The organism is Escherichia ruysiae (assembly GCF_031323975.1).
Classification (GTDB): domain Bacteria; phylum Pseudomonadota; class Gammaproteobacteria; order Enterobacterales; family Enterobacteriaceae; genus Escherichia; species Escherichia ruysiae.
Window position 1 is genome coordinate 4027303 of sequence record NZ_JAVIWS010000001.1, and the last position, 16940, is coordinate 4044242.

The 16940-nt window shown below is 52.3% G+C and carries 12 protein-coding genes and 7 tRNA genes; 2 read left to right on the forward strand and 17 right to left on the reverse strand.

Annotated features, from left to right (window positions below; all coding sequences use genetic code 11):
* Window positions 1-155: 155 nt before the first annotated feature.
* The 5 genes from lnt to miaB all read right to left on the reverse strand — a co-directional run bounded on the left by lnt (window position 156) and on the right by miaB (window position 5768).
* Window positions 156-1694, reverse strand: a complete 1539-nt coding sequence (lnt, locus tag RGV86_RS19285) for an apolipoprotein N-acyltransferase (protein WP_000853090.1) — start codon at window positions 1692-1694, stop codon at window positions 156-158.
* Window positions 1695-1718: 24 nt separating this feature from the next.
* Window positions 1719-2597 (reverse strand): CNNM family magnesium/cobalt transport protein CorC, encoded by an 879-nt coding sequence (gene corC, locus RGV86_RS19290; RefSeq protein ID WP_001278605.1) that lies wholly within the window; start codon window positions 2595-2597, stop codon window positions 1719-1721.
* Between the two features lie 89 nt (window positions 2598-2686).
* Window positions 2687-3154 carry an rRNA maturation RNase YbeY gene (gene ybeY, locus RGV86_RS19295; RefSeq protein WP_000084457.1) on the reverse strand — a complete coding sequence of 156 codons (468 nt, stop codon included), beginning with the start codon at window positions 3152-3154 and terminating at the stop codon, window positions 2687-2689.
* The gene (locus RGV86_RS19300) at window positions 3151-4191 is read right to left on the reverse strand and encodes a PhoH family protein (protein ID WP_001018040.1); all 1041 of its coding nucleotides are present in this window, start codon (window positions 4189-4191) and stop codon (window positions 3151-3153) included. The genes ybeY and RGV86_RS19300 overlap by 4 nt, the downstream gene beginning before the upstream one ends.
* Window positions 4192-4343: 152 nt before the next feature.
* Window positions 4344-5768, reverse strand: a complete 1425-nt coding sequence (miaB, locus tag RGV86_RS19305; protein ID WP_000162740.1) for a tRNA (N6-isopentenyl adenosine(37)-C2)-methylthiotransferase MiaB — start codon at window positions 5766-5768, stop codon at window positions 4344-4346.
* A gap of 145 nt (window positions 5769-5913) precedes the next feature.
* Between miaB and ubiF the strand changes: the two genes are divergently transcribed.
* Window positions 5914-7089, forward strand: a complete 1176-nt coding sequence (ubiF, locus tag RGV86_RS19310; RefSeq protein WP_105289825.1) for a 3-demethoxyubiquinol 3-hydroxylase — start codon at window positions 5914-5916, stop codon at window positions 7087-7089.
* Between the two features lie 153 nt (window positions 7090-7242).
* Here ubiF and RGV86_RS19315 read toward each other — a convergent pair.
* The 12 genes from RGV86_RS19315 to nagB all read right to left on the reverse strand — a co-directional run bounded on the left by RGV86_RS19315 (window position 7243) and on the right by nagB (window position 14427).
* Window positions 7243-7317 (reverse strand) — tRNA-Gln (locus RGV86_RS19315).
* A 37-nt stretch (window positions 7318-7354) separates the two neighbouring features.
* A tRNA-Gln gene (locus RGV86_RS19320) sits at window positions 7355-7429 on the reverse strand.
* 48 nt (window positions 7430-7477) lie between these two features.
* Window positions 7478-7554: transfer RNA gene (locus RGV86_RS19325), tRNA-Met, on the reverse strand.
* A 15-nt stretch (window positions 7555-7569) separates the two neighbouring features.
* Window positions 7570-7644 (reverse strand) — tRNA-Gln (locus RGV86_RS19330).
* A 34-nt stretch (window positions 7645-7678) separates the two neighbouring features.
* A tRNA-Gln gene (locus RGV86_RS19335) sits at window positions 7679-7753 on the reverse strand.
* A gap of 23 nt (window positions 7754-7776) precedes the next feature.
* A tRNA-Leu gene (locus tag RGV86_RS19340) sits at window positions 7777-7861 on the reverse strand.
* A gap of 9 nt (window positions 7862-7870) precedes the next feature.
* Window positions 7871-7947, reverse strand: a tRNA-Met gene (locus tag RGV86_RS19345).
* A gap of 379 nt (window positions 7948-8326) precedes the next feature.
* Window positions 8327-9991, reverse strand: a complete 1665-nt coding sequence (gene asnB, locus RGV86_RS19350; protein ID WP_085460515.1) for an asparagine synthase B — start codon at window positions 9989-9991, stop codon at window positions 8327-8329.
* A 396-nt stretch (window positions 9992-10387) separates the two neighbouring features.
* Complete coding sequence (gene nagD, locus RGV86_RS19360; protein WP_000153129.1) at window positions 10388-11140, reverse strand: ribonucleotide monophosphatase NagD; 753 nt, start codon at window positions 11138-11140, stop codon at window positions 10388-10390.
* A 47-nt stretch (window positions 11141-11187) separates the two neighbouring features.
* Window positions 11188-12408: a DNA-binding transcriptional regulator NagC gene (gene nagC / locus RGV86_RS19365; protein WP_016159085.1), complete on the reverse strand. Its 1221-nt coding sequence runs from the start codon at window positions 12406-12408 to the stop codon at window positions 11188-11190.
* 8 nt (window positions 12409-12416) lie between these two features.
* Entirely contained in the window at window positions 12417-13565 is a 1149-nt protein-coding gene (nagA, locus tag RGV86_RS19370) for an N-acetylglucosamine-6-phosphate deacetylase (RefSeq protein WP_000271146.1), read from the reverse strand.
* A gap of 61 nt (window positions 13566-13626) precedes the next feature.
* Entirely contained in the window at window positions 13627-14427 is an 801-nt protein-coding gene (gene nagB / locus RGV86_RS19375) for a glucosamine-6-phosphate deaminase (RefSeq protein WP_001237072.1), read from the reverse strand.
* 331 nt (window positions 14428-14758) lie between these two features.
* On the opposite strand from nagB, the gene nagE reads away from it, so the two are divergent.
* On the forward strand, window positions 14759-16705 hold the full coding sequence (nagE, locus tag RGV86_RS19380; RefSeq protein WP_085460516.1) for a PTS N-acetyl glucosamine transporter subunit IIABC: 1947 nt from the start codon (window positions 14759-14761) through the stop codon (window positions 16703-16705).
* The last annotated feature ends 235 nt before the right edge of the window (window positions 16706-16940 follow it).

The following is a 16940-nucleotide window of genomic DNA, read 5'->3' on the forward strand; positions in this document are numbered from 1 at the left end:
GTTGCGCTAATGCCGGTTCAGGGTTTGCCTTGTATAACAAAGCAATAGATGTGCCAAAGTTGGATAGGGGAATTTTGTTATCCGGATAACGCACTGATGCCGCATCCGGCGAGCGTGCCGAAATACGGGATGTATTCCGGCACGATAAGAAGGGGTTATTTACGTCGCTGACGCAGGCTCATCAACACAGCGGCAAAACCAAACAGTGCCGTCAGCACCCACAGCGGCCAGTTGCCGGTACGTGCGTAAGGTGTGAGTCCGGTGGTCGGCGTCACGTGAGTGGTTAACACCTCGCGGGTGAACTGCGGGATCATCGCCTGAATCTCACCCTGCGGGCCAATCACCGCTGTAATGCCGTTGTTGGTGCTGCGCAGCAGCGGGCGCGCCAGCTCCAGCGCACGCATTCGCGCCATCTGGAAGTGCTGCCACGGGCCAATAGACTTGCCGAACCACGCATCGTTGGAGATAGTCAGCAGATAGTCGGTATCCGGGCGGAAGTTATCACGCACTTGCTCGCCGAGAATGATCTCGTAGCAAATAGCCGCAGTAAGCTCAATACCATTCACCGACAGCGGCGGCTGGATATATGGTCCACGGCTGAATGAGGACATCGGCAGATCAAAGAACGGCGCTAACGGACGCAGAATCGACTCCAGCGGGACAAACTCGCCAAATGGCACCAGATGGTTTTTGTTATAGCGATCGGCTGATTCGTAGCTGTACGGTGCACCTTTACCCAGCGTGATGATGGTGTTGTAGGTATCGTAGCGGTTCTGTTTATTGAGACGCGCGTCAACAATCCCGGTTACCAGCGAGCTACCTTTATCGCGCAACTCACCGTCCAGTGCTTTGAGGAACGGTTGCTGATTAATTTCCAGATCGGTTATCGCCGACTCCGGCCAGATAATCAACGATGATTTGCCCATCAGCGGTGCCGTTGCGTTGTAGTAAATCTTCAGCGTATTAAGAAGCTGGCTTTCATCCCACTTCAGCGATTGCGGAATATCGCCCTGAACCATCGAAACCTGAATGGTTTTCTCCGGTTGCGGGGTAAACCACTGGATGTAACGCAGCGGGAAGGGAAGGGCGAACAGCACGACGGCCACCACCATCGGACGCCAGTTGCGTTTGACCAACGCCAGTGCCAGCAGGCCGCTAACCATCATTAGCAGGAAGTTAATGGCTTCCACGCCCATTATCGGTGCCAGCCCTTTTAACGGGCCATCAATCTGGCTATAGCCGAACTGTAACCACGGGAAACCAGTCAGCACCCAACCGCGCAGAAACTCGGTCACTTGCCAGAGAGCAGGGGCGGCAATCGCCACGCGCAGCCAGGTGGTTTTCGGCCACAGACGCGACAGCACGCCAGCAAACAGTCCGGTATACAGCGACAAATACGCCGCCAGCAGCACCACCAGGAAGATGTTAACCGGGCCAGGCATCCCGCCAAAGGTCGCGATGCTGACATAGACCCAGTTAATACCGCTGCCAAAGAGACCAAATCCCCAGCAAAAGCCAATAGCGGCAGACTGGAGTGGACGGCGGTTAAAGGTCAGCGCCTGAAGCCCCATCAGCGAAATAATCGCCGTAGGCCAGACGTCGTAAGGAGAGAAGGCCAGCGTTCCGCAGGCACCGAATAATAACGCCAGCAGCAGGCGAATGCGCTGGCGTTCAATTAATGAGGCAAAAGCCATGTAGTTATCTATCCAGTTTCGGTTTTATTCATCCAGCTTCGGCTGGGGTGAGTCATCCGGGATTTTGACATGAACCTGAATAATACGCCGACTGTCAGCCATCGCCACTTTGAACTGGTAACCGTCGATGTCGATGGTTTCACCACGTGCCGGAAGATGCCCAAACGCCTGCATCACCAGACCACCGATAGTGTCGACCTCTTCATCGCTAAAGTGAGTGCCGAACGCTTCGTTGAAGTCTTCAATGGAAGCCAACGCGCGCACGGTCCAGGTATGACGACTCAGCTGACGGAAGTCGATGTCATCTTCTTCGTCATACTCGTCTTCAATCTCACCAACAATCAGTTCCAGGATGTCTTCAATGGTCACCAGACCGGAAACCCCACCGAATTCGTCAATGACGATCGCCATGTGGTAACGCTGAGAGCGAAACTCTTTCAGCATCCGGTCTACGCGCTTACTTTCAGGAACGACAACCGCCTGACGTAACACTTTGTCCATGCTGAAGGCTTCAGCATCGCTGCGCATAAACGGCAGCAAGTCTTTCGCCATCAGAATCCCTTCAATGTGATCTTTGTCTTCGCTAATCACCGGGAAACGTGAGTGGGCGGACTCGATGATGACATCAAGGCATTCGTCCAGCGTCTGGTTGCGTTTCAGGGTAATCATCTGGGAGCGGGGGATCATGATGTCGCGGACGCGTTGGTCTGCGATGTCCATCACCCCTTCGAGCATATCGCGCGTATCTTCGTCGATAAGGTCGTTCTGCCCGGAATCACGGATCAGCGCCAGCAGTTCGTCACGGTTTTTCGGTTCACCGTGGAAAAGTTGGCTGAGTAACAGGGAGAAAAATCCCTTCTTGTTGCTTATCGTGTCACTACTGTGTGAATTGTCGTCGCTCATGGCGTCGTATGGGTTCTCATGTTAGTTAATCAAAACGCCGTCGTTAATCACCAACGGCGGGGACATCTGCCAGTCAAATGCCTGGCAAATTATTCTTTCTCGGCAATGTACGGATCCTCATAGCCCAGAGCAAGCATAATCTCTGTTTCGAGGGCTTCCATTTCTTCTGCTTCGTCATCTTCGATGTGATCGTAACCTAACAAATGCAGACTGCCGTGCACCACCATATGCGCCCAGTGCGCCTCCAGTGGTTTGCCTTGCTCCTGTGCTTCCTTCTCAACCACCTGACGGCAGATAACCAGATCGCCCAGCAGCGACATCTCCATGCCAGGCGGCACTTCAAACGGGAAGGAGAGCACGTTGGTCGGCTTATCCTTACCGCGATAGGTCAGATTCAGACTGTGGCTTTCGGCGGTATCGACCAGGCGAATAGTCACTTCCGATTCTTCCTGAAACTGCGGGATCACCGCATTCAGCCATGTTTGAAACTGGCTCTCTTCCGGTAGCCCGGAATTATCTTCACATGCCAGTTGTAAATCGAGGATCACCTGACTCATTTTTGTTCCTGTTCTTCGCGCTTGCGTTCTGCTGCCAGCGCCGCTTTACGTTTTTGTTCGGCTTCTTCCCAGGCTTCATAAGCGTTAACGATACGCGCCACCACCGGGTGACGAACCACGTCTTCGCTGTGGAAGAAGTTAAAGCTGATCTCTTCGACATCGGCCAGCACTTCGATGGCATGACGTAAGCCTGATTTAGTATTACGCGGCAGGTCGATCTGTGTGACGTCGCCGGTGATAACCGCTTTTGAGTTAAAACCGATACGGGTCAGGAACATCTTCATCTGTTCGATGGTGGTGTTCTGGCTCTCATCAAGAATGATAAACGCGTCGTTCAGCGTACGACCACGCATATAGGCCAGCGGCGCGACTTCGATAACGTTGCGCTCAATCAGCTTCTCGACTTTCTCAAAGCCCAGCATTTCAAACAGCGCGTCGTACAGCGGGCGCAGATACGGGTCTACTTTCTGGCTTAAATCGCCAGGCAGGAAGCCCAGTTTCTCACCGGCTTCGACCGCCGGACGAGTCAGCAGAATACGGCGAATTTCCTGACGCTCCAGGGCATCAACTGCCGCAGCCACTGCCAGGTAGGTTTTACCCGTACCCGCCGGGCCAACGCCGAAGGTAATGTCATGGTCGAGAATATTGGCGATGTACTGCGCCTGGTTTGGCGTGCGCGGCTTAATTACGCCGCGTTTGGTTTTGATATTGACCGCTTTGCCGTACTCCGGCACGCTCTCCGCGCTTTGCTCCAGTACCCGCGCTTCTTTAATCGCAAGGTGGATCTGTTCCGGTTCGATATCCTGAATCTGACCGCGCATCGGGGCAGTATCGACATACAGGCTACGCAGAATGTCTGCCGCAGCGGTGACGCAAATCGGACGGCCGGTCAGTTTAAAGTGGTTATCGCGGCGATTGATCTCGATGCCGAGACGGCGTTCGAGCTGCTTGATGTTGTCATCAAACGGGCCGCACAGGCTCAACAGACGCGCGTTGTCTGCTGGCTCCAGGGTGATTTCGCGAGTGTCTATGTTCAAACCGTTCCTCTTATCTGTATGCCGCCGGAAGCTGAACATTCACCGGCCTATAAGGAAATTATTCACGCCACAGGAAAAAGGCGCAAGCATTGCGGTAAAGATGGGGATAAAGAGAGAAAAAACAAGGCCCACCGGAACGGCGGGCCTGAGAATTACGGCTGATAATAACCCACGCCAAGGTCGTTTTCTTTGCGAGTACGGGCAATCACCGATTCCGGCGTTTCTGCCACACGCAGACCCATTTCATCTTCAGTTCGCACCACTTTACCGCGTAGAGAGTTCGGGTAGACGTCGGTAATTTCTACATCGACGAATTTACCGATCATATCCGGTGTGCCCTCGAAGTTAACCACGCGGTTATTTTCAGTACGACCAGAAAGCTCCATGATGCTCTTACGCGATGTACCTTCTACCAGAATACGCTGGGTGGTGCCGAGCATCCGGCGGCTCCATGCCATCGCTTGCTGATTGATACGTTCTTGCAGAATATACAGACGCTGTTTCTTCTCTTCTTCCGGAACATCATCAACCATATCGGCGGCTGGTGTACCCGGACGTGCAGAGAAGATAAAGCTGTAGCTCATGTCGAAATTGACGTCGGCAATCAGCTTCATCGTTTTCTCGAAGTCTTCGGTGGTTTCGCCAGGGAAGCCAACGATGAAGTCAGAACTGATCTGAATATCCGGACGCGCCGCACGCAGTTTACGGATGATCGCTTTGTACTCCAGCGCCGTGTGGGTACGCCCCATCAGGTTCAGAATGCGATCGGAACCGCTCTGTACCGGCAGGTGCAGGAAACTCACTAGCTCCGGTGTATCGCGATACACTTCGATAATATCGTCGGTAAATTCGATCGGATGGCTGGTGGTAAAGCGAATACGATCGATCCCGTCGATGGCGGCAACCAAACGCAGCAGATCGGCAAACGATCCGGTGGTGCCGTCGTAGTTCTCACCACGCCAGGCGTTCACGTTCTGACCGAGCAGGTTGACTTCACGCACGCCCTGCGCAGCAAGCTGAGCGATCTCAAACAGAATATCGTCAGACGGACGGCTTACCTCTTCACCACGGGTGTAAGGCACCACGCAGTAGGTGCAATATTTATTGCAGCCTTCCATGATGGAGACAAACGCGGTCGGCCCTTCGGCGCGCGGTTCCGGCAGACGGTCGAACTTCTCGATTTCCGGGAAGCTGATATCTACAACCGGGCTGCGGTCGCCGCGCACGGAGTTGATCATCTCCGGCAGGCGGTGCAGCGTTTGCGGCCCAAAAATAATATCGACATAGTGGGCGCGCTGGCGAATGTGCTCGCCTTCTTGCGATGCCACGCAGCCACCGACGCCGATAATCAGGTCTGGATTCTTCTCTTTTAACAGTTTCCAGCGACCCAACTGATGGAAGACTTTTTCCTGAGCCTTCTCGCGGATTGAGCAGGTGTTCAGCAGCAGCACATCCGCTTCTTCCGCCACGTCGGTCAGTTGATAGCCGTGGGTGGCATCCAGCAGATCGGCCATCTTCGATGAATCGTACTCGTTCATCTGACAGCCCCAGGTTTTAATATGGAGTTTTTTGGTCATCGACTTGCTCTTGCGAAATAGTAGCCAGGAATGCAGGGCGCATAGTGTAATGCTTTGCTGCCGTTGTGACCAGTATGAGCGTTATCAGCCCTTGGGGGTAAAAATCCTGTAAACTTAAAGCATATTGCTAACAGGATGATTGACCATGACAAATCAACCAACGGAAATTGCCATTGTCGGCGGAGGAATGGTCGGTGGCGCACTGGCGCTGGGACTGGCACAGCACGGATTTACGGTAACGGTTATCGAACATGCCGAACCTGCACCGTTTGTCGCAGGTAGTGAGCCGGACGTGCGGATCTCAGCGATCAGCGCGGCTTCGGTATCATTGCTTAAAGGTTTAGGCGTCTGGGATGCGGTACAGGCCATGCGTTGCCATCCTTATCGCAGACTGGAAACGTGGGAGTGGGAAACGGCGCATGTGGTGTTTGACGCAGCCGAATTAAAGCTGCCTCTGCTGGGCTATATGGTGGAAAACACCGTTCTGCAACAGGCGCTGTGGCAGGCGCTGGAAGCGCATCCGAAAGTAACGTTACGTGTGCCAACCTCGCTGATTGCGCTGCATCGCCATAATGATCTTCAGGAGCTGGAACTGAAGGGCGGTGAAACGATCCGCGCGAAACTGGTGATTGGTGCCGACGGCGCAAATTCGCAGGTGCGGCAGATGGCGGGAATTGGCGTTCATGCCTGGCAGTATGCGCAGTCGTGTATGTTGATTAGCGTACAGTGTGAGAACGATCCCGGCGACAGCACCTGGCAGCAATTTACCCCGGACGGACCGCGTGCGTTTCTGCCGTTGTTTGATAACTGGGCATCGCTGGTGTGGTATGACTCTCCGGCGCGTATTCGCCAGTTGCAGAATATGAATATGGCGCAGCTCCAGACGGAAATCGCGAAGCATTTCCCGTCGCGTCTGGGTTATGTGACACCGCTTGCCGCTGGTGCGTTTCCGCTGACGCGCCGACATGCGTTGCAGTATGTGCAGCCGGGGCTTGCGCTGGTGGGCGATGCTGCGCACACCATCCATCCGCTGGCGGGGCAGGGGGTGAATCTTGGTTATCGTGATGTCGATGCCCTGATTGACGTTCTGGTGAACGCCCGCAGCTACGGCGAAGCGTGGGCCAGTTATCCGATCCTCAAACGTTACCAGATGCGGCGCATGGCGGATAACTTCATTATGCAAAGCGGTATGGATCTGTTTTATGCCGGATTCAGCAATAATCTGCCGCCGCTGCGTTTTGTGCGTAATCTCGGGTTAATGGCGGCAGAGCGTGCTGGCGTGTTGAAACGTCAGGCGCTGAAATATGCGTTAGGATTATAGCCTTACAACATTGCCGGATGCATGCCAACCGTAGGTCGGATAAGACGCGGCAGCGTCGCATCCGACATTGAAGGATAAGACGTGTCAACATCGCATCCGACATTGAATATACGCAGAAAAGCAAAAAGCTCGCCGAAGCGAGCTTTTTTAATGTGGCTGGGGTACGAGGATTCGAACCTCGGAATGCCGGAATCAGAATCCGGTGCCTTACCGCTTGGCGATACCCCAACAGGGCGCACTTACAAAGTAAGCGACTTGAATAAATTGGCTGGGGTACGAGGATTCGAACCTCGGAATGCCGGAATCAGAATCCGGTGCCTTACCGCTTGGCGATACCCCAACAAATTGGTTTTTGAATTTGCCGAACGTATTCGACACATTCAGAATTTGGTGGCTACGACGGGATTCGAACCTGTGACCCCATCATTATGAGTGATGTGCTCTAACCAACTGAGCTACGTAGCCAGATTGTTTCTTCGATGGCTGGGGTACCTGGATTCGAACCAGGGAATGCCGGTATCAAAAACCGGTGCCTTACCGCTTGGCGATACCCCAATAACCGGGCGGTGAACCGCTTACTCGAAGAAGATGGCTGGGGTACCTGGATTCGAACCAGGGAATGCCGGTATCAAAAACCGGTGCCTTACCGCTTGGCGATACCCCATCCGTACAACGCTTTCTGGTGAATGGTGCGGGAGGCGAGACTTGAACTCGCACACCTTGCGGCGCCAGAACCTAAATCTGGTGCGTCTACCAATTTCGCCACTCCCGCAAAAAAAGATGGTGGCTACGACGGGATTCGAACCTGTGACCCCATCATTATGAGTGATGTGCTCTAACCAACTGAGCTACGTAGCCATCTTTTTTTCGCGATACCTTATCGGCGTTGCGGGGCGCATTATGCGTATAGAGCCTTGCAGCGTCAACCTCTTTTTCAAGGAAAATTGCTCGAAAGTGACTGTTTGGTTAGGTTGCGAACAGCGTGGCGCTATATTCGTCAATTATTGTTTACTTTGTGTTTTTTCCCCACCCTACAGCCATTCTTTTGTCGTACAGGATGAAATTCGGAATTCAACAATAGTGGTGGGAAATTAATCTATGAAGTACTGGCCTACAGTGATGAATTGTCAAACAGTGATGTGGCAAACCCGGAACATTTCCTCACTGCGTATCAGAATCAACAAGCTCCCCAGTAACTGAAATTGCCCCGGAATTCTCCGGGGCGTTAATACACTTCTTATTTATATGCCGACTGGTGAACGCCGACCGCGCGGCCAGACGGATCGTCCATTTTCTTGAACGCTTCATCCCACTCGATCGCTTTGGCAGAAGAACAGGCGACGGATGGGCCGCCCGGTACGCACTCAGCGGCGCTCGGAAGCGGGAACAATTCTTCAAAGATTTCCCGGTACAGATACGCTTCTTTTGAGGTCGGAGTGTTGTACGGGAAGCGGAAGCGGGCAGTTTCCAGTTGCTGATCAGAAACCTGCTGCGCCGCCACTTCTTTCAGGGTGTCGATCCAACTGTAACCGACGCCATCGGAGAACTGCTCTTTCTGCCGCCAGGCCACGCTTGCAGGCAGATACGCTTCAAAACATTCACGCAGGATGTGTTTTTCCATTTTGCCGTTACCGCACATTTTATCCTGTGGGTTAATACGCATCGCCACATCAAGGAATTTTTTGTCGAGGAACGGAACGCGTGCTTCCACGCCCCAGGCTGACATCGCTTTGTTGGCACGGGCGCAGTCATACATATGCAGGGCCAGCAGTTTACGCACCGTCTCTTCATGCAGTTCTTTAGCGTTCGGCGCTTTGTGGAAGTATAGATAACCGCCAAACACTTCGTCAGAACCTTCGCCGGACAGCACCATTTTAATGCCCATCGCCTTGATCTTACGCGACATTAAATACATCGGTGTTGAAGCGCGAATAGTGGTTACATCATAAGTTTCGATGTGGTAAATCACGTCGCGGATGGCATCCAGACCTTCCTGTACAGTGAAGTGAATTTCGTGATGCACCGTGCCCAGATGGTTTGCCACTTCCTGGGCTGCTTTCAGATCCGGTGAACCCGGCAGACCTACAGCAAAGGAGTGCAACTGCGGCCACCAGGCTTCGGAACGTTCCTGATCTTCCACGCGACGGGCGGCGTATTTCTTGGTGATAGCGGAAATAATTGAGGAATCCAGACCACCAGAGAGCAGCACACCGTAAGGCACATCAGACATCAGATGGCTTTTCACGGAATCTTCCAGTGCCTGACGTAGCTCGTTTTTGTCGGTCACGTTATCTTTCACCGCATCGTAGTCGAACCAGTCACGGTGATAATAAGAACGGATTTCGCCGTCCTGACTCCACAAATAGCTCCCCGCCGGGAACTCTTTAATCGTGCGGCAAACCGGCACGAGGGCTTTCATTTCTGAGGCCACATACAGCTGACCGTGTTCGTCATAGCCCATATACAGCGGGATGATCCCCAGATGGTCGCGACCAATCAGGTATGCATCTTTTTCGCTGTCGTACAGGGCAAAGGCAAACATGCCCTGCAAATCGTCAAGAAATTCCGCCCCTTTTTCCTGATATAGCGCGAGGATCACTTCGCAGTCAGACCCGGTCTGGAACTGGTAACGATCGCCATATTCGGCGCGCAGTGCCTGGTGGTTGTAGATTTCACCGTTTACTGCCAGCACATGAGTTTTTTGTTGGTTGTAGAGAGGCTGCGCCCCCGCGTTAACGTCAACAATTGACAGACGTTCGTGAGCGAGAATGGTGTTATCGCTGGCATAAATACCGGACCAGTCCGGGCCACGATGACGCATCAGGCGTGACAGCTCGAGTGCTTTTTTACGCAGTTCAACTGCGTCTGTTTTGATATCGAATACGCCAAAAATTGAACACATAACCTTCTCCGTTAACCTGGTATTTGTTGCTTGTTGTGTTTGCTTGTTTAAAAAAATGCCGCAAAGCAGCACTGTGCGCAAGCGATTTGGCGGTGGAAAAATAAAAAACGTAATGGTGATTGCTGATTGATGAAAAAGGGTAGGGTATGGTGGCGTGTTTATTGATGAATCGATAATTTTTAGCGGGTTTTATTGAATGGTTATATTTTACGGGGGCCAAATTGCTGACAAAGTGCGATTTGTTCATGCCGGATGCGGCGTGAACGCCTTATCCGGCCTACAAAAGCATGAAAATTCAATGTATTGCAGGAGCTGCGTAGGCCTGATAAGCGTAGCGCATCAGGCAGTTTGGCGTTTGTCGTCAGAGCCAACCACGTCCGCAGACGTGGGTGGTATTCAGATAACGTCGATTTCAGCGACCGACGGGTAAATCCAGCTGGGGCGGAACGGCATACTGTCGATATCGTCGAGCGACGAAACACCAGAAAGCACAAGAATCGTCTCCAGACCTGCCTGGAAGCCCGCCAGAATGTCGGTACGCAGGTTATCGCCGACAATCACCGTTTCTTCTGAATGCGCCTGCATTTTGTTTAATGCCGCGCGGATGATCCACGGGCTGGGCTTACCAACATAGAACGGTTTGCGCCCGGAGATTTTCTCAATCCCTGCACACAACGCGCCACAGGCGGGATAAAAACCGCGCCCGTGGGTGTCCGGGTTGGTGGCGATAAAGCGTGCACCGTTAGCGACGAAATAGGCTGCTTTATGCATCATGTCCCAGTTGTAGGAGCGCGTTTCGCCAACAATCACAAAATCAGGGTTCACATCGGTAATAGTGAAACCGGCTTTGTACAGCTCATGGATCAGCGCGCCTTCGCCCACTACATACGCTTTTTTACCTTCCTGGCGACGCAGGAAATCGGCGGTCGCCATCGCGGAGGTATAAAACACGCTGTCCGGTACATCGACACCGGCAGTGGCAAAGCGGTTCGCCAGATCTTGCCCGGTCTGCGAAGGATAGTTGGTCAGCAACACCAGCGGCAGGCCTTTATCCATAATCCCGTGCAAAAATTCCGCTGCACCTGGTACGGCGACATTATCGTGCATCAGCACGCCGTCGATATCGCAAATTACATTTTTAATGGTCATGGACTACCCAGAATATTGACAACAATAAGCGCCACTATAAAAGCACATTAATTTTCCAGCAAATGCTGGAGCAAAATACCGTTGAGCATGGCGCGTTTTACCAGCGCAAAAGCGCCGATTGCTGAGCGGTGGTCCAGCTCAGAACGTACCACCGGCAGATTAGTGCGAAATGCCTTCAGCGCCTGGGTATTAATGCAGCTTTCAATAGCAGGGAGCAGCACTTTATCGGCTTCGGTGATTTCTCCGGCAATAACAATTTTTTGCGGGTTAAACAGGTTGATGGCAATGGCGATGGTTTTGCCCAGATGACGACCGACATACTCAATCACTTCCGACGCCAGGCTATCGCCTTTGTTCGCAGCTTTGCAGATAGTTTTGATGGTGCAGTCGTCCAGTGGCACACGGCTCTGGTAGCCCTGCTTTAATAAATTCAACACCCGTTGTTCAATGGCAGCGTTGGCAGCGATAGTTTCCAGACAACCAAAGTTGCCGCAGTGGCAGCGTTCACCCAGCGGTTCGACCTGAATATGACCAATTTCACCGACGTTGCCGTTGCGACCGATAAAAATGCGCCCGTTAGAGATGATTCCAGCCCCCGTTCCGCGATGCACGCGCACCAGAATGGAGTCTTCGCAATCCTGACTTGCACCGAAGTAGTGCTCTGCCAGCGCCAGACTACGGATATCGTGGCCGACAAAACAGGTCACTTTAAAACGCTCTTCCAGTGCTTCTACCAGCCCCCAGTTTTCCACCTGAATATGCGGCATGTAATGAATTTTGCCGCTGTCCGGGTCAACAAGCCCAGGCAGGATCACGGAAATCGCGATCAGCTCGCGCAGTTTGCGCTGGTAGCTATCAATAAACTGAGCAATGGCATTCAGCAGGGCATGTTCCAGCGTCTGCTGGGTTCGTTCAGGCAGCGGGTAATGTTCTTCTGCCAGCACTTTGCTACTGAGATCAAACAGGGTGATGGTGGCATCGTGACGACCAAGTCGTACGCCGATAGCGTGGAAATTACGAGTTTCAGTGACGATGGAGATAGCGCGGCGGCCTCCGGTGGAGGCCTGCTGATCGACTTCTTTGATCAGCCCGCGCTCGATAAGCTGACGTGTAATTTTGGTTACGCTGGCGGGGGCAAGCTGGCTTTGCTCAGCAATCTGAATTCGCGAGATTGGCCCGAACTGGTCAATCAGGCGATAAACCGCCGCGCTGTTAAGCTGTTTTACGAGATCAACATTACCTATCTGAGCTTGTCCGCCTGGTGTCATACTTTCTCTTATTGAGTTACGACCTCGTTACCATTAACGATGGTCTTAGTGATTTTAAAATCAGGTGTGAATGCGGTCAGGTTGGCCACTTTGCCTGCGGCGAGCGTGCCGAGACGTTTTTCAACGCCAATTGCACGTGCCGGGTAGAGCGTCGCCATACGCAAAACTTCATCCAGTGCGATACCGCAATGTTCGACCAGATTACGCACGCCTTCAATCATGGTTAAGGATGAACCGCTTAACGTACCATTTTCATCCACACAAAGTCCGTTGCGGTAGTATATTGTTTTACCCGCAAAAATGAACTGTTCAATATTGGCGCCTGCTGGTGCAGTAGCGTCGGTGACCAGACACAGTTTGTCGCCTTTCAGACGCTTGGCGTTGCGGATGTTAGCGTAATCAACGTGCAAGCCATCGGCAATAATACCGCAATAAATGTCGGCGTCATCGAGGATCGCGCCCGCCAGACCTGGCTCGCGACCGGTAATATACGGCATCGCGTTGTACAGATGGGTGGCAAAGGTAATCCCAGCGCGGAAACCGGCTTTCGCTTCTTTCAGTGTTGCGTTGGAGTGACCGGCAGAAACTACAATCCCGGCATTTGCCAGTTTGCTGATCACTTCCGCAGGAACCATTTCCGGTGCCAGGGTAACTTTAGTAATCACATCAGCGTTTTCGCACAGGAAATCAACCAGCGCAGCATCGGGTTTACGCACGAAGTTCGGGTTATGAGTGCCTTTTTTCACCAGGTTCAGCCACGGACCTTCCAGATGCAAACCTAGCGCCTGGTTCGGATGGTTTGCCAGGTACTCGCGCATTACGCGCACACCCTGTTTCATCAGGTCATCGCTGGTGGTGATAAGCGTTGGCAGATAGTTAGTACAGCCAGATTTCTCATTGGCTTTTTGCATGATTTCCAGCGTTTCAACGCTTACCGCTTCAGCGGTGTCGTTAAACTGTACGCCGCCGCAGCCGTTTAACTGCACATCAATAAAACCGGGGGAGAGAATGGCTCCGTTCAGTGAACGCTGTTCAATCTCTGGCGGCAGTTCCGCTACCGGACAGACACTTTTAATCAGGCCATCAGCGATAACAACCGCGTGGTCATCAAGAAATTCGTGACCGGTAAAGATCCGGCCCTGGGTTAATGCATACATTCCGACCCCCGATTTTAAAAATAATATTGCCCTGAGCAAGGTGTCAGGGCAGGGATAACAATTACAGACCTTTGATATTTTCTGCTTCTAATTCATTGAAATATCTTAAAGTCTTAACTTTCAGCTCCATGGTGGAAGGTTCATCGCACACCATGATCGCTTTCGGATGCAGTTGCAGACAGCTGATGGTCCACATATGGTTAACGCAACCTTCAACTGCGGCTTGCAGCGCCAGTGCTTTCTGGCTACCCAGAACCAGAATCATCACTTCTTCGGCATCCAGCAATGTACCAACACCGACAGTCAGAGCATATTTTGGCACCTGATTGACATCGTTATCAAAGAAACGAGAGTTAGCAACGCGAGTGTCATGAGTCAGGGTTTTGATACGGGTGCGAGAAGCCAGGGAGGAGGCTGGTTCGTTAAATGCGATGTGACCGTCGTTACCTACGCCGCCCATAAACAGATGAATTTTACCGTAAGAGCGGATTTTTTCTTCATACTGGCGGCACTCGGCGTCGATATCCGGGGCGTTACCGTTGAGAAGGTTGATATTTTCTGCTGGAATATCAACGTGATCGAAGAAGTTACGGTGCATAAAGCTGTAGTAGCTTTCCGGATGCTCTTTTGGCAGACCGACATATTCATCCATGTTGAAGGTGACAACGTGCTTAAAGCTGACCTGGCCTGCTTTATGCATTTCGACTAACGCTTTATAGGTGGTCATTGGTGTGCCGCCGGTCGGCAGACCGAGCACGAACGGACGATCGGCAGTCGGTTTGAACGCGTTGATACGATTAACGATATGGCGAGCAGCCCATTTGCCGACTTGTTCAGCGGTAGTCAGGGGGATCAGTCTCATTATTCACCTCAATAAGTAAAATGTAAGCCGTTGGCGGATTAGGCATCTTTAAGCGTAACCTGGATTTGCGCAGACAGGCGTTAATCCGACCTGATTTTTTGAATGATAAAATAAGTTTTCTGGTTTAGCCAGTAAAAGGGAGTGATGATAACGATATTTGGTGACAAAACTCACAAAAGACACGCGTTTAATTTGCGGTACGAATTAATTTTTTACACACTCTATAGCAGATGATCTAACAATATGATTACAGAACATCGGCAGTACAGTTTGCAGCAAAATAAAAAACGGCTTTAAACGAGCCAAATAGGGTTCTCGTAGGGGGAATAAGATGAATATTTTAGGGTTTTTCCAGCGACTCGGTAGGGCGTTACAGCTCCCTATCGCAGTACTGCCGGTGGCGGCGCTGTTGCTGCGATTCGGTCAGCCAGATTTACTTAACGTTGCGTTTATTGCCCAGGCGGGCGGCGCGATTTTTGATAACCTCGCATTAATCTTCGCCATCGGCGTGGCATCCAGCTGGTCCAAAGACAGCGCAGGTGCGGCGGCGCTGGCGGGTGCGGTAGGTTACTTTGTGTTAACCAAAGCGATGGTGACCATCAACCCGGAAATCAATATGGGTGTACTGGCGGGTATCATTACCGGCCTGGTCGGTGGTGCAGCCTATAACCGTTGGTCCGATATTAAACTGCCGGACTTCCTGAGCTTCTTCGGTGGTAAACGTTTTGTGCCGATTGCCACTGGCTTCTTCTGCCTGGTATTGGCGGCTATTTTTGGTTATGTCTGGCCACCGGTGCAGCACGCTATTCATGCTGGTGGTGAATGGATCGTTTCTGCGGGCGCGCTGGGTTCCGGTATCTTTGGTTTCATCAACCGTCTGCTGATCCCAACTGGTCTGCATCAGGTGCTGAACACCATTGCCTGGTTCCAGATTGGTGAATTTACCAACGCGGCAGGGACGGTTTTCCACGGCGACATCAACCGCTTCTATGCCGGTGACGGCACTGCGGGGATGTTCATGTCCGGCTTCTTCCCGATCATGATGTTTGGTCTGCCGGGTGCGGCACTGGCGATGTACTTCGCAGCACCGAAAGAGCGTCGTCCGATGGTTGGCGGGATGCTGCTTTCCGTTGCTATCACCGCGTTCCTGACTGGTGTTACCGAGCCGCTGGAATTCCTGTTCATGTTCCTTGCGCCGTTGCTGTACCTCCTGCACGCACTGCTGACCGGTATCAGCCTGTTTGTGGCGACGCTGCTGGGTATTCACGCGGGCTTCTCTTTCTCTGCGGGCGCCATCGACTATGCGTTGATGTATAACCTGCCGGCAGCCAGCCAGAACGTCTGGATGCTGCTGGTGATGGGCGTTATCTTCTTCGTTATCTACTTTGTGGTATTCAGTGCAGTTATCCGCATGTTCAACCTGAAAACGCCAGGCCGTGAAGATAAAGAAGACGAAATTGTTACTGAAGAAGCCAACAGCAACACTGAAGAAGGTCTGACTCAACTGGCGACCAACTATATTGCTGCGGTTGGCGGTAGCGACAACCTGAAAGCGATTGACGCCTGTATTACCCGTCTGCGCCTGACGGTGGGTGACTCAGCCCGCGTCAACGATGCGATGTGTAAACGTCTGGGTGCTTCTGGGGTGGTGAAACTGAACAAACAGACCATCCAGGTGATTGTTGGTGCGAAAGCGGAATCTATCGGTGATGCGATGAAGAAAGTCGTTGCTCGTGGCCCGGTAGCTGCTGCTTCTGCTGAAGCGGCTCCGGCAACTGCCGCGCCGGCAGCAAAACCACAGGCTGTACCAAATGCAGTGTCTATCGCTGAGCTGGTATCGCCGATTACTGGTGATGTTGTCGCACTGGATCAGGTGCCAGACGAAGCGTTCGCCAGCAAAGCGGTGGGCGACGGTGTGGCGGTGAAACCGACGGATAAAATCGTTGTATCACCAGCCGCAGGGACTATCGTAAAAATCTTCAACACCAACCACGCATTCTGCCTTGAAACCGAAAAAGGCGCGGAGATCGTCGTCCACATGGGTATCGACACCGTGGCGCTGGAAGGTAAAGGCTTTAAGCGTTTGGTGGAAGAGGGGGCGCAGGTAAGTGCAGGGCAACCGATTCTGGAAATGGATCTGGATTACCTGAATGCTAACGCTCGTTCGATGATTAGCCCGGTGGTTTGCAGCAATATCGACGATTTCAGCGGTCTGATCATTAAAGCCCAGGGTCATGTTGTGGCGGGTCAAACGCCGCTGTATGAAATCAAAAAGTAATCTGTTTCATGCCTGATGCGACGCTTGACGCGTCTTATCAGGCCTACAAAAGCTCAGTGTAGGTTGGATAAGACGCACCAGCGTCGCATCCAACAATGACACAGGAGTGGCAAAAGCGGCGGATATCATCTTCGCCGCTTTTTTTTTCATCAATCATCCCCATAATCTCAGTGAGATTTTCTATTTTCTCTAACTAACAGTTGTCAGCCTGTCCCGCTTATAAGATCATACGCCG